Source organism: Ruegeria sp. BHSA191 (assembly GCF_059613325.1).
Genome location: NZ_JBXWSH010000013.1, coordinates 1 through 19,332 on the forward strand (window position 1 = coordinate 1; position 19,332 = coordinate 19,332).

17 protein-coding genes, 1 tRNA gene and 2 pseudogenes are annotated in these 19,332 nt (G+C 62.3%); 14 read left to right on the forward strand and 6 right to left on the reverse strand.

Annotated elements, in window-relative coordinates; genetic code table 11:
* Nucleotides 1–33 precede the first annotated feature (33 nt).
* A tRNA-Met gene (locus tag AC2FNS_RS12880) sits at nucleotides 34–110 on the forward strand.
* 411 nt (nucleotides 111–521) lie between these two features.
* On the forward strand, nucleotides 522–2,099 hold the full coding sequence (locus AC2FNS_RS12885) for an oleate hydratase (RefSeq protein WP_496797499.1): 1,578 nt from the start codon (nucleotides 522–524) through the stop codon (nucleotides 2,097–2,099).
* Nucleotides 2,100–2,223: 124 nt separating this feature from the next.
* Here AC2FNS_RS12885 and AC2FNS_RS12890 read toward each other — a convergent pair.
* Nucleotides 2,224–2,364: pseudogene (locus AC2FNS_RS12890) on the reverse strand (IS5/IS1182 family transposase); the annotation flags it as partial.
* A gap of 712 nt (nucleotides 2,365–3,076) precedes the next feature.
* Between AC2FNS_RS12890 and AC2FNS_RS12895 the strand changes: the two are divergent.
* Nucleotides 3,077–3,712 (forward strand): annotated as a pseudogene (locus AC2FNS_RS12895) (integrase core domain-containing protein); the annotation flags it as partial.
* Between the two features lie 83 nt (nucleotides 3,713–3,795).
* Here the strand turns inward: AC2FNS_RS12895 and AC2FNS_RS12900 are convergent.
* Genes AC2FNS_RS12900 through AC2FNS_RS12910 form a run of 3 tightly spaced genes read right to left on the reverse strand, consistent with a single transcriptional unit; the run spans nucleotide 3,796 to nucleotide 5,848 of the window.
* Complete coding sequence (locus AC2FNS_RS12900) at nucleotides 3,796–4,593, reverse strand: metal ABC transporter permease (RefSeq protein WP_496713649.1); 798 nt, start codon at nucleotides 4,591–4,593, stop codon at nucleotides 3,796–3,798.
* Nucleotides 4,593–5,333, reverse strand: a complete 741-nt coding sequence (locus tag AC2FNS_RS12905; protein ID WP_496713640.1) for an ATP-binding cassette domain-containing protein — start codon at nucleotides 5,331–5,333, stop codon at nucleotides 4,593–4,595. The genes AC2FNS_RS12900 and AC2FNS_RS12905 overlap by 1 nt, the downstream gene beginning before the upstream one ends.
* Nucleotides 5,333–5,848: a transcriptional repressor gene (locus AC2FNS_RS12910; RefSeq protein WP_496713642.1), complete on the reverse strand. Its 516-nt coding sequence runs from the start codon at nucleotides 5,846–5,848 to the stop codon at nucleotides 5,333–5,335. Before AC2FNS_RS12910 ends, AC2FNS_RS12905 begins: the two co-directional genes overlap by 1 nt.
* Before the next feature lie 56 nt (nucleotides 5,849–5,904).
* Between AC2FNS_RS12910 and AC2FNS_RS12915 the strand changes: the two genes are divergently transcribed.
* The 11 genes from AC2FNS_RS12915 (at nucleotide 5,905) to AC2FNS_RS12965 (ending at nucleotide 17,654) form a co-directional block, all read left to right on the forward strand.
* A complete protein-coding gene (locus AC2FNS_RS12915; RefSeq protein ID WP_496713644.1) occupies nucleotides 5,905–6,945 on the forward strand; it encodes a zinc ABC transporter substrate-binding protein in 1,041 nt (346 codons plus the stop codon).
* A gap of 136 nt (nucleotides 6,946–7,081) precedes the next feature.
* A complete protein-coding gene (gene iolG / locus AC2FNS_RS12920) occupies nucleotides 7,082–8,095 on the forward strand; it encodes an inositol 2-dehydrogenase (RefSeq protein ID WP_496713646.1) in 1,014 nt (337 codons plus the stop codon).
* Nucleotides 8,096–8,219: 124 nt separating this feature from the next.
* Complete coding sequence (locus tag AC2FNS_RS12925; protein WP_496680575.1) at nucleotides 8,220–9,140, forward strand: sugar ABC transporter substrate-binding protein; 921 nt, start codon at nucleotides 8,220–8,222, stop codon at nucleotides 9,138–9,140.
* A 62-nt stretch (nucleotides 9,141–9,202) separates the two neighbouring features.
* The gene (locus tag AC2FNS_RS12930) at nucleotides 9,203–10,309 is read left to right on the forward strand and encodes an ABC transporter permease (RefSeq protein WP_496680574.1); all 1,107 of its coding nucleotides are present in this window, start codon (nucleotides 9,203–9,205) and stop codon (nucleotides 10,307–10,309) included.
* Between the two features lies 1 nt (nucleotide 10,310).
* A complete protein-coding gene (locus AC2FNS_RS12935; RefSeq protein WP_496712572.1) occupies nucleotides 10,311–11,132 on the forward strand; it encodes an ATP-binding cassette domain-containing protein in 822 nt (273 codons plus the stop codon).
* Between the two features lie 158 nt (nucleotides 11,133–11,290).
* Nucleotides 11,291–13,123, forward strand: coding sequence for a 3D-(3,5/4)-trihydroxycyclohexane-1,2-dione acylhydrolase (decyclizing) (gene iolD, locus AC2FNS_RS12940; RefSeq protein ID WP_496712573.1), 1,833 nt, complete (start codon nucleotides 11,291–11,293; stop codon nucleotides 13,121–13,123).
* Nucleotides 13,120–14,019 carry a myo-inosose-2 dehydratase gene (iolE, locus tag AC2FNS_RS12945; protein ID WP_496712575.1) on the forward strand — a complete coding sequence of 300 codons (900 nt, stop codon included), beginning with the start codon at nucleotides 13,120–13,122 and terminating at the stop codon, nucleotides 14,017–14,019. The genes iolD and iolE overlap by 4 nt, the downstream gene beginning before the upstream one ends.
* A 42-nt stretch (nucleotides 14,020–14,061) precedes the next feature.
* Nucleotides 14,062–15,243, forward strand: a complete 1,182-nt coding sequence (locus AC2FNS_RS12950) for a phytanoyl-CoA dioxygenase family protein (RefSeq protein ID WP_496712577.1) — start codon at nucleotides 14,062–14,064, stop codon at nucleotides 15,241–15,243.
* Between the two features lie 43 nt (nucleotides 15,244–15,286).
* Complete coding sequence (gene iolB, locus AC2FNS_RS12955; RefSeq protein ID WP_496680566.1) at nucleotides 15,287–16,093, forward strand: 5-deoxy-glucuronate isomerase; 807 nt, start codon at nucleotides 15,287–15,289, stop codon at nucleotides 16,091–16,093.
* Nucleotides 16,090–16,848 carry an SDR family NAD(P)-dependent oxidoreductase gene (locus tag AC2FNS_RS12960; protein WP_496712578.1) on the forward strand — a complete coding sequence of 253 codons (759 nt, stop codon included), beginning with the start codon at nucleotides 16,090–16,092 and terminating at the stop codon, nucleotides 16,846–16,848. Before iolB ends, AC2FNS_RS12960 begins: the two co-directional genes overlap by 4 nt.
* A gap of 26 nt (nucleotides 16,849–16,874) precedes the next feature.
* Nucleotides 16,875–17,654 (forward strand): TIM barrel protein, encoded by a 780-nt coding sequence (locus AC2FNS_RS12965; protein WP_496712579.1) that lies wholly within the window; start codon nucleotides 16,875–16,877, stop codon nucleotides 17,652–17,654.
* A 3-nt stretch (nucleotides 17,655–17,657) separates the two neighbouring features.
* On the opposite strand, the gene AC2FNS_RS12970 is transcribed toward AC2FNS_RS12965, so the two are convergent.
* Complete coding sequence (locus tag AC2FNS_RS12970) at nucleotides 17,658–18,497, reverse strand: class II fructose-bisphosphate aldolase (protein ID WP_496712581.1); 840 nt, start codon at nucleotides 18,495–18,497, stop codon at nucleotides 17,658–17,660.
* Nucleotides 18,494–19,330: a 5-deoxy-glucuronate isomerase gene (locus AC2FNS_RS12975; protein ID WP_496712583.1), complete on the reverse strand. Its 837-nt coding sequence runs from the start codon at nucleotides 19,328–19,330 to the stop codon at nucleotides 18,494–18,496. The genes AC2FNS_RS12970 and AC2FNS_RS12975 overlap by 4 nt, the downstream gene beginning before the upstream one ends.
* Nucleotides 19,331–19,332 lie beyond the last annotated feature (2 nt).

Below are 19,332 nucleotides of genomic sequence, written 5' to 3' on the forward strand. Positions count from 1 at the left end.
AAAATCTCTGCAGGCCGAACGCCAAAAAAATGGCGCGGGGTGGAGCAGCCAGGTAGCTCGTCAGGCTCATAACCTGAAGGTCAGAGGTTCAAATCCTCTCCCCGCAACCAAATTCCAACATATATTACAATACCCTCGCACCGCCCTCAGCGCGGCTTTCATATGCGACATGGCGCTGAAAGCGCGTCCCTCCGCTACCCAAAGATTAGACCTGCCCGTCGCAAAATCCTTCACTGTGATGTAAAGTCTGCTCAACCTTTCTAAGGTGCACACATAACGCGTAGCGACAGAGACATTCTAAGTCTGTATCGCCCGCAGAGCAGACTTTAAGTTGAATTCAAGCAACGACTGCTTCGAACCCAAAGCGGATGCTGCATCACACGAGAAAGGGAACTAAGTTCCGGATAGGGGACTTTCGCTGCGCCTGCTTGCTTCAAGGCGCCTTGCCTTGATTTGGGACAACGCCATGCCACGGGAACTGTGCCACAAGAGCATTGTCCACAACGAAAGGGCCATACGCCATGCCAGCCGACGTACCACATGTAGAGCACCATATTGTGGGTGGCGGTATTGCCGGGTTGGCAGCGGCCGTATTCCTTGTCCGGGACGCGGGTGTCGAAGGCGAAAGAGTCCGAATTTATGAACAGTTCGACGTAACCGGGGGGTCTCTCGACGGGTCTGGTAACGCTGCGGATGGATACCTGATCCGCGGCGGTCGGATGTTCGAAGAGCATTTCGTTTGCACCTTTGACCTTCTGGACACCATTCCTTCAGTGGACGACCCCAACGTCTCCGTCACCGAGGACATTTTGGCTTTCAATGGCATGGTGACAGGATCCTCCAACTGCCGCCTTGTGCGTGACGGAAAACCGGCTGCGGATCGCTACGACCTTACGCTCGAAGCCCGTGACATCATCGATATCAACCGTCTGATCTTGCATTCGGAACGCAGCCTGGGCTCCCAGAGAATCGACGACTGGTTCAAGCCATCCTTCTTTGAAAGCAATTTCTGGCTGATGTGGTCCACCATGTTCTCGTTTCAGCCTTGGCACGCGCTAAGCGAGATGCGGCGCTACTTGCGGCGGTTCATCCACCTGTTTCCCGGCTTCACCCGGATCGCCGGGATCCTGCGCACTCGGTACAATCAGTACGACTCGCTGATTGCACCTATCGTGACCTGGTTGCAAGACAGGGGGGTTCATATCGCCATCGGCGCGCAGGTCGTCGATGTGAGGATTGAGGGTGCAAGCCGGGACCGCCGCGTCACCGCTCTGGAGTTTGCGGATGGCACTACGGCACCGATAACCGAATCTGATCGCGTCTATCTGACTCTCGGCTCCATGACTGACTCGTCTGTCATGGGTTCAAATAACCGCGCACCATCCTTGGAGGATAGAGAGGGCGGCGCCTGGTTGCTTTGGCGCAAGCTCGCGGCGCAACATGAAGGCTTTGGCCATCCCGAGGCGTTCTGCAGCGACACCGGCAAGACCGCTTGGCATTCCTTCACCGCCACCCTGGATGGTCCGGATTTCTTTGAGTTCATGGAGGATTACACCAACAATCGGACCGGAACCGGAGGACTTGTCACCTTTGCCGATTCTGCCTGGACCCTTTCCATCGTGCTCTTTCACCAGCCCCACTTTCGCGGTCAGAAACATGGCACATACACGTTCTGGGGCTATGGGCTGCGGGGTGAACGTTCCGGCGATTTCGTACACAAACCCATGTGGGAGGCCACGGGTGATGAGATCATCTCCGAGCTCTCCTGTCATCTGAGGCTGAACAATGCGCAAAAGGCATGGTTCAATGGCGCGCGCGTACTGCCCTGTCGGATGCCGTTCATTACCAGCCAGTTCATGCCGCGTCGCCCAGGAGATCGTCCCGATGTGCGCCCGATTGGCGCGCGGAACTTTGCGGTGATCGGGCAATATTGCGAGCTGCCACGGGATTGCGTTTTCACAGTGGAGTATTCTGTGCGCTCCGCGCGCGCTGCCGTGTCGAGCTTGACAGGGCGGGTGGACCCGCCGCCAGCAGTGGCACGCACTGACCTCGATCCGATGGTGCTGGCCCGAGCTGCCCGCGTGCTCTTGGGGATGTGATCGACTTGCGAAATCGCCATACACCACAACCGTTGTCTTGAGAAGAAAAGCTGCACTGCACCTGAGTGACCTCATTCTTTTCTTCTGCAGCATTGGCGGGCCACCGCGAACGGCGTGTGAAAAGCCAATCCGCCAGGTGGGCGTGGATGCCGCTCAGATCGGCAAACTGGTCAATCGACCGCAACAAATGGCCCTGAGGCACGTGATCTTCGAGTGAGAACTCATAGAACAGTGATGCCTGCGCTTCCTGCCTCGGTCCCATCATCGTTCAATCCCCCATCTAACACGGAAATTGAATCAGCGACTTCGGTTCCGATCAAGGGCAAGTTTTTCAACAAAATAGACCCATCTCAGACCTTAGTGCGTGGCGCAGCATCGGTCACAAAAGGGCTCGAAACGGAACTTCTCTGCGCCTGAAATCAATGACCAGTTTGAGCCGCTATCGCGCCGATTGAGACGGAATGGATGAAGGTCCGTTTGGTCCGAAACTCGGACATTGATGCCCGGGAACTCGGTGCGGTCATCATGAACGACCGCATTTTTTGCGGCGCAGCTGAAAGCTTCAGTCGATTTTACGCCGCATCTGCGAGCGTCAGAGCTGGATCATGTCCGTAAGGGCTCAGTGCGGACCTTGAAACGGGTTTCTTGATTGTCACTTTTTAGTCCAAAACGGCCATTATTTCAAACAGACAGGGAATGCGTAGAGATGGCTTCTTAGATTAATAGTTCCGTTAACGTTCGGTATAGGCCAAATCCTCTCCCCGCAACCAAATTCCAACATATATTACAATACGCTAGCGCCGCCCTCAGCGCGGCTTTTATATGCGACATGGCGCTGAAAGCGCGTCCCTCCGCTCCTCAAAGGGTTCAATCAATTACGTCCAGCCCCGAGGCCTCTCAGCGGCGACGACGCGACACGGGACAGAGGAAATGCTCATAGAGGGTTTCGCGACGGATCACGTTTACCCTCTTGGCAAATATCCGACCAGACGCTGGACAATCTCGTTCTGACGGAAGCTGCGAAGGGAAACTTCTGAGCCCTTCGCGTCGTCGGAAATGCATCGACCATGTGCGGCGGGAGCTTGGCGTGTCTGAGCGCCGCGCCTGTCGCACGCTCGGTCAGCACCGATCCACCCAGCGCGAAGTGCCCCATGGCCGTGCCGATGAGCAACGTCTAACGGACGACATCATCGAGTTGGCCGATCAATACGGGCGCTATGATCCGCGTCGATCCCAAACTCAACTCCACGGACGTACTGGATGCGCTGACGAACCTGTTCATACTGCGCGGACCGCCCCAATATACAAGATCCGACAATGGCCCGGAACTTATCGCGCAGAAGGTGCGGAACTGGATCGCGGCGGTCCGGGCAAAGACGACCTATTTCGAGCCGGGATCACCCTGGGAAACCGGATACTGTGAAAGCTTCAACGCGCGGTTCCGGGACGAGTTGCTGAATGGCGAGTTGTTCTACACCCTTCGGGCAGCTCAAATCCTGATCGAGCATTGGCGCACACACTACAACACCGTCAGGCCGCACAGCGCATTGGGCTACCGCCCAACCGCGCCCCAAAGCGTCGTCCCGATGGTCGCAAGGCCCACGATGAACTAACAATCAAACCGGACCACCACGAAGTGGCACGCCAAGGCAACCGGATCGGTCTAAAACGAAAAGACCCGTTGGGATCCGGGATCCTAGCGGCGGCCCTGAACGCTCGGTGCGAACAAGCTCAGGCAAGCAAAAACGAGGGCTGCCACACAGACGATCGTCGGGCCTGCCGGCGTGTCCGCCATATAGGCGGCACGAAGTCCGGCAACTGCTGACGCCCCACCAATGGCCGCTGCGGCCAAGGCCATGGCTTCGGGCGATCGCGCAAGGTTGCGGGCGGCAGCGGCCGGAACGATCAACATCGCTGCGATCAACAGCACGCCAACGACCTTGATGGCAACCGCCACCGTCACGGCCAGAGCAATCGTCAGAATCAGTTGTTCCTTCCTTGGGTCGAATCCGCTGGCATAGGCCAGATCCTCGTTCAATGTCGCCGTCAGCAACCGCGACCAGCGCCAGCCGATCAGCGCGACGACAAGAGCGGCCCCGCCCCAGATCACGGCCAGATCCGCGGGCGACACTGCCAGGATGTCGCCGAAGAGATACGCCATGAGGTCGATTCGTACGCCGGACAGGAAGGACACCGCCACCAACCCGAAAGCCAGCGCCGAGTGAGCCATGACGCCCAGCAACGTATCCATCGCGTAGCCGCGCCGTGACAGCATGGTGACCGTCAGGGCCATCAGAAGAGCAACGACCAGGGCGCCGGTGAAGACCGACATCTGAAATGCCAATGAGAGCGCCACGCCCAGAATCGCGGCATGGGCGGTCGCATCCCCAAAATAGGCCATACGGCGCCAGACGACGAAACATCCCAAAGGGGCCGCGGCAAAGGCGACGCCTACCCCCGCGAGCGTGGCGCGTATCATGAAATCATCAAGCATCATTCAGCAGCTTCTCGCGTGGTGTCGCATTGGTCATGGGCGTGGTCATGGTCGTGGCGGTACAAGGCCAGCGCGCCGCCGGTGCCCGTTCCGAACAGTGCCCGGTATTCCGGTGCCGAGGCCACCACCGCCGGAGAGCCCGCGCAGCACACGTGCCCATTGAGACAGATGACCCGGTCCGAGGCGCTCATGACCACGTGCAACTCGTGACTGACCATCAAAATGGCGCAGCCGGTTTCCCTACGAACCTCCTCGATCTGACGATAGAAGGCGGCCGAGCCGGGTTGGTCCAGGCCCTGGGTCGCTTCGTCAAGCAAAAGGAGATCGGGCTGGTCGATGAGCGCGCGCGCCAGCAGAACCCTCTGAAACTGCCCGCCGGACAGCTGCGACATCTGGCGCTTCATCAGGTCGGGCGCACCGGCGCGGTTCAGGGCCGCGACGCAGTCTTTGTGCGTCACCGGGTGGGTCAGGCGCATGAACCGTTCGACCGAGATCGGCAGTGTCGGGTCGATATGCAGCTTTTGTGGCACATAGCCAAGCTTGAGGCCGGGCTTGCGGATTACCCGGCCGGAGCTTGGTTTCTCCGCGCCGATAACGGCCCGCAACAGGCTGGTCTTGCCCGACCCGTTGGGGCCGACGATAGTGACGATCTCGCCCGGTTCGATCACCATGTCCACGTCGCGCAGAACGGTGTTGGCGCCGTAGCGCAGGCTGAGGTTTTCAACGGCTACGAGGGGCATTATTGGGCCTTTTCGGTGCAATCCGGGCACAAGCCTTCGGCTTCCACCACGGTGCGTTCGATTTCGAACCCTGCCGCGCGGGCGGCGGCGCCCAAACCTCCCTTTGCCGTTGCCGCCTGTGCCTCGGCGACCGCATCGCATTTTCGACAGATCATGAAGGCCGGCGAATGGGTGGCCCCGGGATGCGAGCAGGCGACAAACGCGTTGAGGCGCTCGATCTTGTGGGCAAACTCGTTTTTGACAAGGAATTCCAGCGCCCGATAGGCCACAGGTGGCTGAGAGCCGAATCCCGCTTCGCGCAGGCGATCCAGAATGGCATAGGCGCCCATCGCGCGATGTTCCTGCAACAACATCTCGAGCACCTTGCGCCGGACCGGGGTCAGGCGCAGCCCACGTTCCTTGCACCGTGCTTCGGCCGCGGCTAGGGCCGTTTCAACGCAACTGTCATGGTCATGTGCGCGAAAGCCGACCGGGGCCGTGTGGTCGGACGGCAGGGATTGCGGATCACTTGTCATGTTATTTCATATCATGTATGTCGCTCGCTATGTTATAAAATCACACAGAGAGTCCGATGTCCAGAACGCTTGTCTTGAAAACGATCGCCGCGGTCTTGCTCGGGGGCGCGGCCATGGCAGATGTGCCCCGCGTGGCTGTCGATATTGCGCCGGTCCATTCGCTGGTGGTGCGGGTCATGGCCGGGGTGGGCAGCCCTGACCTGATCGTGCCGCCCACCGCTTCGCCCCATGAATACAATCTGCGTCCGTCCGAAGCCGCCGCGCTGCAAGAGGCCGATCTGGTGTTCTGGATGGGAAAAGATCTGACCCCCTGGTTGGAAGGTGCGATCGATTCGCTGGCGGGCGGGGCGACCGTGACCACCCTGCTGGAGTCCGATAGCACGCATTTTTTGGACATCCGCGAAGGGGCTTTGTTCGAAGCACACGACCATGATGGTCATGCCGATCACGATGATCATGCTGACCATGAAGGGCACGACCATGCGGATCACGACAATCATGAGCACGACGACCATGACGCCCATGGCCACGAGGACGAGCATGACGATGACCACGCGGACCAACATCGTCATGCACATGGCGCGCATGATCCGCACGCCTGGCTGTCGCCGCAAAACGCCCAAAACTGGCTGACCTTGATCGCAGCACAGCTTTCGGCGGCCGATCCCGAGAATGCAGGCACCTACTACGCCAACGCCGCAGCTGCGCAAGAGGATCTGTCGGCTCTGACCGATGAACTGACCACCATGCTTGCGCCGGTCCGGGGCGGGCGGTTCGTCGTGTTCCACGATGCCTATCAGTATTTCGAGCACGCGTTCGATTTCCCGGCCTCCGGTGCGATCTCGATCAGCGACGCGACCGACCCGTCGCCCGCGCGACTTGCGGAAATCCGGGCGCGCATTCGTGACGAAGGCGTCGATTGCGTGTTGACCGAGCCGCAATTCAACCCGGGTCTCGTCGCAACCGTTTTGGAGGGGTCAACGGCCGAGACTGCTGTCATAGACCCGCTGGGGGCGAATCTTGAGCCGGGCGCGGATCTGTATCCGCAGACGATCCGCAACATGGCGCAGACTTTGGCCGATTGTCTGTCGCGGTAGGCTGTATTGGAACAGCGCGCCTGGCGCTTGTCCGGTTGCCGCTGTCACTAGTGGCGCCCCACCCCGAAGAAAAGGCTTGCAACCGGTTGCAAAAAATAACATGGTCCCCTCAGATTTATAATCTGGGGGGATCGAAATGCTCAGGGTCGGATTGCTTGGGGCGGGTCGTATCGGGCAGGTTCATGCGCGGACGATCTCGCAGCACCCGAACAGTGCCCTGTCCGCGGTTTCGGATGCAATCGAGGACAACGCCCGAACATTGGCCGCGGCCCATCGTGCCGACATGCGCCGTTCGGATGACATCATCGCGGACCCGCAGATCGACGCGGTCCTGATCGCGACGCCGACCGATACCCATTCGGACCTGATCGAGGCCGCAACCGCTGCGGGAAAGGCGGTGCTGTGCGAGAAGCCGGTGGACCTTGACCTGGCCCGCGCCATGGCCTGTCAGCGCGTCGCCGCGCAGAACGGGCAACCCGTCATGATCGGGTTCAACCGCCGGTTCGACCCGAATTTCGCGACTCTAAAGGCCGCGTTGCAGGACGGCGAGATCGGTGCGCCCGAACTGCTGGCCGTGACCTCGTTCGATCCGGCGCCGCCGCCGGTCGGCTACATCAAAGTGTCTGGCGGGCTGTTCCGGGACATGATGATCCACGATTTCGACCTGTCCAACTACATGATGGGCGCGCTGCCCGAAACCATCTCGGCGGTCGGAACCTCGGTCGTCGACCCGGAAATCGCCGCCGCCGGTGATGTCGATACCGCTGTCGTCACCATGACCTATGCGGATGGGCGGATCGCGGTCATCAAGAATTCGCGCCGCGCGGTCTATGGGTATGACCAGCGCGTTGAAATTCTGGGCTCGGGCGGATTGCTGCAGGCGCAGAACGTTCTGGAACACACGGTCGTCAAATCAACCGCCGATGGGGTCCTCAGTGCCAAACCGACCTATTTCTTTCTCGAACGCTACATGGCGGCGTATCGCGCCGAATGGGATGCGTTCGTGACGGCGATTACCACCGGAAGCCAGGTGCCGGTCACCCTGGAAGACGGGGTCGCCGCGCTGGCGATGGCCGAGGCCGCGACCCGCTCGGCGCGGACCGGCGCGCCGGTCCGATTGGAGGAATTTTTGAAACCGGTTGCAAAATGACGCCAGATGCGGAAACTGAAATGGTCTCGTAGCTCTACGGGACGGCAGAGATTCGGCCTCGGTCGAATGAAAGGGTCCTAAGACCCGGACAAGGAAATGATCTGTCCTAGTGGGAGGAAACGTAATGAACAAATTTTTCAAAGGGGCGCTCGCCGCCGGCGCGCTGGCGCTGGCCACTCCGGCCTTTGCGCAGGATATCGTGGTCGTGTCGCACGGCCAGGCGAATGACGCGTTCTGGAACGTGGTCAAGAACGGCGTCGAGCAGGCCGGCAAGGACATGGGCGTGAACGTCGAATACCGCGCGCCCGAAACTTTCGACATGGTCGCCATGTCGCAGCTGATCGACGCCGCCGTGAACCAGGAACCCGACGGGCTGATCGTTTCGATCCCGGATGCCGACGCGCTTGGCCCCTCGATCGAACGCGCGGTTGCCGCGGGCATCCCGGTAATCTCGATGAACTCGGGCTCGGACGTGTCCAAGGAGCTGGGCGCGGCGCTGCATGTCGGCCAGGATGAGTTCGACGCCGGCAAGGCCGCCGGTGAGAAGCTGGCCGAAATGGGCGGCAAGAATGCGATCTGTGTGAACCACGAAGTCGGCAACGTCGCGCTGGACCTGCGCTGCGCCGGTTTCACCGAGGGCTTTGGCGGCAACGTGACCGTTCTGCCCACGTCGAACGACCCGTCCGAGATCGAGTCGAAAGTGTCGGCGGCTCTGGCTGCGGATGAAAGCGTCGATACCGTGATGGCGCTGGGCGCAAGCTCGGCCGGTGAGCCCGCCGTGGCCGCCGTCAAAGGGTCGGGGCGCGACGTGAACGTGGCCTCGTTCGACCTGTCGGCCAACTTCCTGCAGTCGATCGTCGACGGTGACGCGGCCTTTGCGGTGGACCAGCAGCAGTATCTGCAGGGTTATCTGCCGGTCGTATTCATGGCGCTGAACGCCAAGTACGGCCTGATGCCGGGCGGCAACGTGCCTTCCGGTCCGAACCTGATCACCGCCGACAAGGCCGGTCAGGTGGTCGAGCTGTCCGCTCAGGGCATCCGCTGATACCGGCGGGCTGAAAATCGGGGCGGCGTTAGGGCGCCGCCCCTGCCAAACGGGAGGAAACCATGACCGAGTCTGCACAAGTGGCGGTGGACGAACGGATCAAAAAGGAACCGTTCCTGACCAAGCTGATGAAGCGGCCCGAACTGGGGGCCATTGCAGGGGCGATCCTTGTCTTCATCTTCTTCGCCATCACGGCCGATGAATCGATGTTCACGCTTGCCGGCATCATGAACTTCATGACCCCGGCCGCCCAACTGGGTATTCTGGCCATCGGCGCGGCGCTGCTGATGATTGGGGGCGAGTTTGACCTGTCGATCGGCTCCATGGTGGCCTTTGCCGGCCTGTTCTTCGGGGTCTGCGTGGTGACCTGGCAACTGCCGCTGGCGGCCGCGATCCCGATGACGTTTGCCTTTGCGGCCTTTGTCGGGGCAGTCAACGGCACCATCGTCATCCGCTCGGGCCTGCCATCCTTCATCGTGACGCTGGCGTTTCTGTTCATTCTGCGTGGCCTGTCCCTGGTGGGGCTCAAAGCCGCCACTGGCGGGTCGACCCAGCTGCGCGGAGTGCGCGACCAGGTCGAAAATGACTGGCTCGCGCCGTTCTTTTCCGGCGAAGCCTTCGGCAGCCTGTTCACCTGGCTGGCCGAAAAGGGCTTGATCGACACTTTCAAAAGCGGCGCGCCCAAAGTGCCGGGTGTCCCGGTTGAAATCCTGTGGTTCGTGGCCTTCGCCATCGCCGCCACCTATGTTCTGCTGCGCACTCCGGCCGGCAACTGGATCTTCGCCTCGGGCGGCGATCGGGTTGCCGCGTCGAACTCGGGCGTACCGGTGAACCGGGTCAAGATATCCCTGTTCATGTTGACCGCCTGCTGCGCCGCGCTGGTGGCGATCATCACCGTGATCGACGCCGGCTCGACCGACGCGCGGCGCGGCTTCCAGAAGGAGTTCGAGGCGATCATCGCCGCGGTGATCGGCGGCTGTCTGCTGACCGGCGGGTATGGCTCGGCCATCGGAGCGTTCTTCGGGGCGATCATCTTCGGCATGGTGGTCATCGGCCTGACCTATACCGATTTCGATCAGGACTGGTTCCAGGTGTTCCTGGGGGCGATGCTGCTGATCGCCGTTCTGTTCAACAACGCGATCCGCAAACGCGTAACCGGGGAGCGCTGACATGACCGAAGATACCAAGTTCCATCACGGCGACGCGGTCAGGGATGTGGCCCCGATCGTCGAAATGAAGGACATCGAAAAGCATTTCGGCAATATCATCGCGTTGGCGGGCGTCAGCTTCGACGTCAAACCGGGTGAATGCCACTGCCTGCTGGGTGACAACGGGGCGGGCAAATCGACCTTCATCAAGACGATGTCGGGCGTGCACAAACCCACCAAGGGCGAGATCTATTTCGAAGGTCAGCCGATGTCCTTCGACACGCCTCGCGACGCGATGGAGGCGGGCATCGCCACCGTGTTCCAGGACCTGGCGATGATCCCGCTGATGAGCGTCACGCGCAATTTCTTCATGGGGCGCGAGCCGACCAAGGGGAAAGGCCTGTTGAAACGGTTCGACATCGAGCACGCCAACGAGGTCTGCATGGAAGAGATGCGCAAGATGGGCATCAACCTGCGTGGCCCCGATCAGGCGGTAGGCACCCTGTCGGGGGGCGAGCGCCAGACCGTGGCGATCGCCCGAGCGGTCTATTTCGGCGCCAAGATCCTGATCCTGGACGAACCGACCTCGGCGCTGGGCGTGCGGCAGACCTCGAACGTGCTGGCCACCATCGACAAGGTGCGCAGCCAGGGTATCGGCGTGGTCTTCATCAGCCACAATGTCCGGCACGCGCTGGCCGTGGGCGACCGGTTCACGGTTCTGAACCGCGGCAAGACGCTGGGCACCGCCCGGCGCGGCGAGATCTCGCCCGAAGAGCTGCAGGACATGATGGCCGGCGGGCAGGAGATGGCCGAGTTGGAAGGGTCGCTGGGCGGCACCGTCTGAAGGATTCTCCCCGGTGTCCCGCATCATGGGGGGCGCCAGTATCACCAGGGTCCGGCAGGCCGGGCCACCCGGTCTGGGTGGTGGGCGTGTCGGATCCTTTCACGACAGAATGATTGCAACTGATTGCCCACGGCGGCCTCGTTCTGAAAGGGATCATGATGAGCAAGACAATCCGACTGACCGCGGCGCAGGCCCTGGTGCGTTACCTCGGCGCGCAGATGAACGAAGACGGCGAGCCCTTCATCGCCGGTGTCTGGGCGATTTTCGGCCATGGCAACGTGGCCGGTCTGGGCGAAGCGCTCTACGGCGTGCGCGACAGCCTGCCCACCTATCGCGGTCACAATGAACAGACCATGGCCCATTGCGCGATCGCCTATGCCAAGCAGATGCGGCGCAGCCGGGCCATGGCGGTCACCTCGTCGATCGGGCCGGGGGCGACCAACATGGTCACGGCCGCCGCGCTGGCTCATGTGAACCGCCTGCCGGTGCTGCTGTTGCCGGGCGATGTGTTCGCCAGCCGTGGCCCTGACCCCGTTCTGCAACAGATCGAGGATTTCACCGACGGCACCGTTAGCGCCAATGACTGTTTCCGCCCGGTCAGCCGCTATTTCGACCGGATCACCCGGCCCGAACATCTGCTGACTGTCCTGCCGCGCGCCTTCCGCACCATGACCGACCCGGCCGATTGCGGGCCGGTGACCCTGGGCTTTTGCCAGGACGTGCAGGCCGAGGCTTATGACTATCCGCTCAGCTTCTTCGAGCCGCGCATCTGGCACCAGCGCCGCATCCGCCCCGACGAAAGCGAGCTGGCCCGCGCCGCCGAGGCCATCCGGTCGGCCAAACGCCCGATCATCGTGGCCGGCGGCGGTGTCCATTACTCCGGCGCGATCGATGCGCTGCAGGCCTTTGCCGAGACCCACAACATCCCCGTGGCCGAGACGCAGGCCGGCAAATCGGCCCTGGCCTGGGATCACCCGCTGAACCTGGGCCCGGTCGGCGTGACCGGGGGCGAACCCGCCAACACCGTGTGCGCCGAGGCGGATCTGATCCTGGGTATCGGCACGCGGTTTCAGGACTTCACCACCGGGTCCTGGGGGTTATTTTCCAACCCCGAGCGCAAGATGGTCTGCCTGAACACCGCCGCCTATGACGCCGCGAAACACGGCGCGATGCCGCTGCTGGCCGATGCGCGGGTCGGGATCGAGGAATTGGGTGCGGCCCTGCAGGGCTATCGCCCCCAGCCGGTTCCCGACACGCTCAAGGCCGAGTGGTTTGCCAAGGTCGATGCGCTGACGGATGCGCCGGGCGACGCCAACGCGCTGCCCACCGACATGCAGGTGGTAGGCGCGGTACAGCGCGCGGCGCATGACGACACGGTGGTGATGTGCGCCGCCGGCACCATGCCGGGCGAGCTGCACAAGCTGTGGAAGGCGCCGCGTCCGGGGGCCTATCACATGGAATACGGCTTCAGCTGCATGGGCTACGAGATCGCCGGCGCCATGGGCATCAAGATGGCCCAGCCCGACCGGGACGTGATCTGTTTCACCGGGGACGGCACCTACATGATGGCCAACTCGGAACTGGCGACGGCAGCGATGATGGGCGTGTCCTTCACCGTGGTGATCACCGACAACCGGGGCTTTGGCTGCATCAACCGGCTGCAGATGGGCACCGGCGGGGCCGAGTTCAACAACCTGCTGGACCATGCGGTGCACGAGACGCCCTCGGCCATCGACTTTGCGGCCCACGCGGCGGCGATGGGGGCGACCTCGGTCAAGGTCGGCTCGATCGCCGAGCTGGAAGAGGCGCTGGCCAAACGCGGCGACGTAAAAGGCCCCTATGTGATCGTCATCGACACCGACCCGTACCCCTCGACCGAATATGGCGGTACGTGGTGGGAGGTGGCGGTGCCCGAGGTCAGCACCCGCCCCGAAGTGAATGAAAAACGCGCAGCCTACGAGGCTGCTATCAAGGAAAGAAACACCAAATGAGCGTGAAGATCGGCATCTCTCCGATTGCGTGGCAAAATGACGACCTGCCCGACCTGACGGCGGCGTTCACGATGGAACAAGCCCTGAAAGAGGCGCGTCAGATCGGCTATACCGGGGTCGAGCGCGGGCAGCGTATGCCCGCCGATACTGCAGGCCTGCGCGCCTATCTGGAAGGCAACGACATTGCCCTGTGCGGTGGCTGGTGTTCGGGCAATTCGCTGGTCAACGATTTCGCCGCTGAACGCGACGCCGTGCGCGCGCAGGTCGAACAGTTCGTGGCGTTGAACAGCCCCTGCATCGTCTATGCCGAATGCTCGAACACGGTTCAGGGCCAGATCGGCACCCCGGTCAATGACCGCCCGCAGCTGTCGAAGGATGAGATCAGGGCCTATGGCGCCAAGATCACCGAACTGGCCAAGTGGATGGCCGATCAGGGCATGCCGATGGCCTATCACCACCACATGGGCACGATCATAGAAAGCGAAGATGACGTGAACTGGCTGATGGACGGATCCGGGCCGGAGGTGAAACTGTGCTTTGACACCGGGCATCTGCTGTTTGGCGGCGGTGATGTGCTGGCCACGCTGAACCGCTGGGGCGACCGGGTGCATCATGTGCATTTCAAGGACATCCGCCCCGGCGTCGTGCGCGACACCCGCGGCAACCGGCGCAGTTTCCTGGATGCGGTGATCGCGGGGGCCTTCACGGTTCCCGGCGATGGCTGCATCGACTTTCAGGAGGTCGCCCATGCGTTGAAAGCCATGGATTACGAAGGCTGGATCGTGGTCGAGGCCGAGCAGGACCCGGCCAAGGCCCCGCCCTATGAATACTCGAAGATGGGCTATGACCACATCGTCGAGGTCTGCGGTCAGGCCGGCTTGACGATCACGGCCTGATCTTTCGCCCCCCGGGGCGCCGCCATGGGAAAGGAGCGTTTCATGGTCCGTCAGCAACCTGGTTTCGTCGGCTATTTCGGTCGTGAGTCCTGTGATCTGGACGAATTCAAGGCGCTGACCTCGCAGAGTCTGCGGCCCGAGCAGGTACCCCACGCGGCCGCGGTGGAAAAGAACGTGCCGGTCTATGACATGCACGCGCTGCGGCCCGCCTTGGAAACACCCGAAGCCCGGCGCGCCCTGCTGGCGGAATGGGGCTGGGTTTTGGGCCGATCTGCCGGGGTGATCGCGTTGAAAGGCGCCTATGCCGATACCACGGTCATCGACCGGGCAACCGAGGTGTTTCGCCGGATCATCGAAGATGAGCGTCAGGCCGATGGCGGCGAAGGCGATCACTTTGCGGCCTCGGGCGCGAATGACAGGGTGTGGAACGCGCTGCAAAAGCAATGCCTGCGCGACCCCGAGGGCTTTGCGCTCTATTTCGGCAACACGGCGATTGCCGCCGCCTGCGAGGCTTGGCTGGGTCCCGATTACCAGATGACCGCGCAGATAAACCAGGTGCGGCCGGGTGGAAAGGCGCAGCAGGCGCATCGCGATTATCACCTGGGGTTCCAGACCGCCGACAAGGCGGCGCAGTTCCCGTCGCATGCCCATATGGTCACCGCCGCGCTGACCCTGCAGGGCGCGGTTGCCCATTGCGACATGCCCATCGAAAGTGGCCCGACCAAACTGTTGCCGTTCTCGCAGCTTTATGGCCCCGGCTATGTCGCCTTCCACGACGACGCGCATCGGGCGCATTTCGAACAGGCCTGCATCCAGTTGCCGCTGGCCAAGGGCGATGCGGTGTTCTTCAACCCGGCGCTGTTCCATGCCGCCGGCGAAAACAGCAGCGCCGACATCCACCGGATGGCCAACCTGTTGCAGGTTTCGTCGGCCTTCGGGCGCGCGATGGAAGCTGTGGATCGCAACGCGATGTGTCTGGCCGTATTCCCCGCGCTGGTGGCATTGAAACAGCGCGGCGATCTGGATGATGCCCGCATCGGCGCCGCAATCGCGGCCACGGCCGAAGGCTATCCCTTTCCGACCAATCTGGATACCGATCCGCCGATAGGTGGGAACGCTCCGCCCAGCCAGGCGGACATCCTGCGCCGGGCGGTGTCGGAAAGCTGGACGCAGGCGCAGTTGGAACAGGCGCTGGACGCGCTGCGGTTGCGGCAGGCGGCATGAGGGAACCCGGGCGGCCGGTGCTGCCCCAACACAGGTGAAACCGATGGCAGAACTTCTGAGAAAACCGTTCGGAACCCATGGTAAGGTGCATGACATCACGCCCGCCAGCGCCGGCTGGCGCTATGTGGGCTTTGGTCTTTTTCACCTGCGGGCGGGCGACCGCGCCGCCGAGGTCACCGGCGACCGCGAGGTCATTCTGGTGATGGTCGAGGGCAAGGCCCGGATCACCGGCGCCGGGCAGGATTGGGGCGTGTTGGGCGACCGGATGAACGTGTTCGAAAAATCTCCGCCCCATTGCCTGTACCTGCCCAACGGCACCGAGTGGGAGGCCACGGCCGAAACCGATTGCGTGATCGCCGTGTGCTCGGCCCCGGGCAAGGGCGGCCATGCCCCGCGCCGGATCGGGCCCGAGGGCATCACCCTGACCGAGCGCGGCAAGGGAACGAACACGCGCCACATCAACAACATCGCGATGGAGGCCGAAGATTATGCCGACAGCCTTCTGGTGACCGAGGTCTTTACCCCCAGCGGCCATTGGTCATCTTACCCCAGCCACCGGCATGACGAGGATGACTATCCCCGCATCACCTATCTGGAAGAGACCTACTACCACCGCCTGAACCCGGCCAGCGGCTTTGGCATCCAGCGCGTCTATACCGATGACGGTCAGTTGGACGAAACCATGGCCGTGTCCGATGGCGATGTGGTACTGGTGCCGCGCGGGCACCACCCCTGCGGGGCGCCCTATGGGTTCGAGATGTATTACCTGAACGTCATGGCCGGGCCGCTGCGCAAATGGCGTTTCGTTCCGGCGCCCGAAGTCGAATGGATCATGGAGCGCGACAAATGACCAAGGCCTTTGCCATTTATCCCAGCCTGAAGGGGCGCACGGTGTTCGTGACCGGCGGAGCCTCGGGCATCGGGCGCGAGATCGTGCGCGGATTTGCCGAACAGGGGGCCAAGGTCGGCTTTGTTGACATCAACGCCGAGGGCGGCAATGCGCTGCTGGCCGAACTGGACGGAACCCACGCCTTTGCCGCCTGCGACCTGCGCGACATCGCGGCGCTGCGGTCCGCTTTTGACGAGCTGGCGGGCGCGCTGGGCGCGGCGGACGTTCTGGTCAACAACGCCGCGCATGACGACCGGCACGACTGGCGCGAGGTAACGTCGGACTATTGGGACGAGCGCATGGCGACCAACCTCCGCCATATGTTCTTTGCCATCCAGTCCGTGGCGCCCGGCATGATCGACAAGGGCGCGGGGTCGATCATCAATATCGGCTCGAACTCGTGGTGGGAGGCCGGCGCGGGCTTTCCCGCCTATGCCACCGCAAAATCCGCTGTGCACGGCCTGACCCGCACCATGGCGCGGGAACTGGGCGATCACCGGATCCGGGTCAACACGGTCGTGCCCGGCTGGATCATGACCCAGCGCCAGAAAGACTTGTGGGTCACCCCCGAAGCGCTGGCCAAACAGATTGACCGCCAATGCCTGCCCGACCCGATCGACCCGGTCTATGTGGCGCGGATGGTGCTGTTTTTGGCCTCGGACGACGCGGCCATGTGCAGTGCCGGGAACTTCATGGTCGAGGGCGGCTCGATCTGAGTACTTTCATGCCGAAAGCGAAATCAATGCCTCAACCGTTTCAACTTGCGGCCTGTGCCGAGATGCTGTGGCTGGACAGGCCGATGGAATGGCGCGCCGCCCGGCTGGCCGAGTTGGGGTTCGGCGTCGGGCTGTGGAACTGGCCGGATCTCGATATTGACAAGCTGATCGCAACCGGCGCCAGTTTCACCATCATGAACGGCTATCTTCGGGGGCGGCTGGCTGATGATGACGGGGCCGATATGCTGCTGGCTTCGGCCGCCGAAACAATTCAGGTCGGCAAGCGACTTGGCGTTGCACGTCTGAACCTGCATGGCACCGGTCTGGGCGATGGCGGAATCCCGATCTGGCAGCATGACGTGGTCACAGGGTCGATGTGGCTCAAGGCTCGGGACACCCTGAACCGCATCTGCGATCTGGCCGAGGCCAACGATGTGGTGTTCACGCTTGAAAACCTGAATCTGCTAGACCATCCCGGCTGTCCGTTTGGGTCAACGGCGGACGTGCTTTCCTTGGTTTCTTCGATTGATCGTCCGCAGTTGCGGATCAATCTCGACCTTTACCATACCCAGATCGGCGAGGGGGACCTGATCCGCTGGTGTGAAAAATGCCTGCCCTGGATCGGAGAGGTGCAGGTGGCCGACAATCCCGGCCGCTGCGAGCCCGGGACCGGCGAGATCAATTATGCCACAGTGGCGCGTGCATTGAACGACCTAGGCTATCGTGGCCCTGTCGGGATGGAAGCCTTTGCCTCAGGCGATCCGGAAGACGCGCTGGACGCCTTCCGGTCGGCATTCACGCTCTGAGCGTCACCGCTGCGGCGGCGCACCAAAGGCGCGGATCACGGTGCGGGCAGCAGCCTCAACCGGGTCATGGGTTTCCTTCAGGATAGTCACCCGGTCGAACCGGTCGGGGTCGCGGTTCACGGCCTCGCGCAGGGCGGCACCGAAGGCCATGCGCAGCTCGGTCCCGATGTTGAACTTGCAGATCGCGGTTTCACGCGCCAGCCGCGCGCGCTGTTCGACCGGCACACCTGATCCACCGTGGATCACCAGCGGCACGTTGGTCACGGCCTGAATCCGGCGGATGCGGTCCTCGTCCAGCCCGCCTTCCTTGTTCTGCTGCAGGTGGACGTTTCCGACCGAGATCGCCATCGCATCCACGCCGGTCTGGGCGGCGAAGGTGGCTGCCTCGTCCGGGTCGGTCCCGGCCGAGCCTTCGCCGCCGGAATAGCCGACGAATCCGATCTCGCCCTCGCACGAGATACCCGCGGCGCGGGCCATTTCGGCAATCTCGGCGGTCTCGTCGATATTCTGCTGCAGCGGCTTACGCGATCCGTCGAACATCAGTGAGGTGAACCCGCTGTCCAGCGCGATCTTGCAATCCTCGAACGTATAGCCGTGATCCAGATGCGCCACGACGGGTACCGAGGCGTTCTCGGCCAGATACCGGAACATCTTGCCCAGGATCGGCAGCGGCGTGTGTTCGCGGCAGCTGGGGCCGGCCTGCAGGATCACCGGGGCGTTCTCGGCCTCGGCCGCGGCGACATAGGCGCGCATGTCCTCCCAGCCCAGCGTCACCAGGCCGCCGACGGCATAGCCCTGTTCATAGGCGGGTTGCAGGACGTCTTTGAGCGTAGCGAGGGTCATTTGAATTTGGCGATCATGTCTTTGATACCCGGGATCGTCTCGATCTGATAGGCATGGGTGGGTTGGAAATACTGCACCAGCGACCGTTGGGTCAGCCCGCCGAGGATGGTGAAGTAATACATCTCGTATCCCGGCAGAACGCAGCAGGGGTGATAGCCCTTGTCGATGCAGATCGTGGAGCCATCGACGATGTGATAGGCATCGCCCGGTTCGTTGTCCTCGCGCTGCAACATCTGCAGGCCCGAGCCCCAGTTGGGTTTGAAACGGAAATTGTAGGTTTCGTCATGCCGGGTCTCGTCCGGCAGGCGGTTGGTGTCGTGCTTGTGGCTGGGAAAGCCCGACCAGCCGCCCTGACCCACGGTGAACAGCTCACTCACCAGCAGGCGGCCGACCTTGTCATGCTGTTTCTGACCCAGGATATGCTTGATCTTGCGATGGGTCTTGGTGTCGTCGCTGCCATATTGCACCAAGTCGTGCTCGCGCACGTCGAACGGGTCCAGCACCTTGTCATACTTTGCGCCGGCCACGAACACCTCGGCCGTCTCCGACACGCAAACCATCTGCGCCCGGGCCCCCGACGGGACATAAGCGCCCTCGGGCTCGCCGTCCCAGACATCCTCGCCCCGGTTGCCCAGATGGGCAAAGTTCACGCCCTCGACATCCACGTCGACGCTGCCGGTGGCGGGCACGATGCAGGTCTCGTATCCCGGGACCTGATATTCAAAAGCTTCGCCCCGCTTCAACTTGACGATGTTGAAATAGTTCAGCGGCACGGTTGGGTCATCGACATCGACGATGGGTTTGTTCTGGTTGTCGAACGGGGGGATGTGCATCG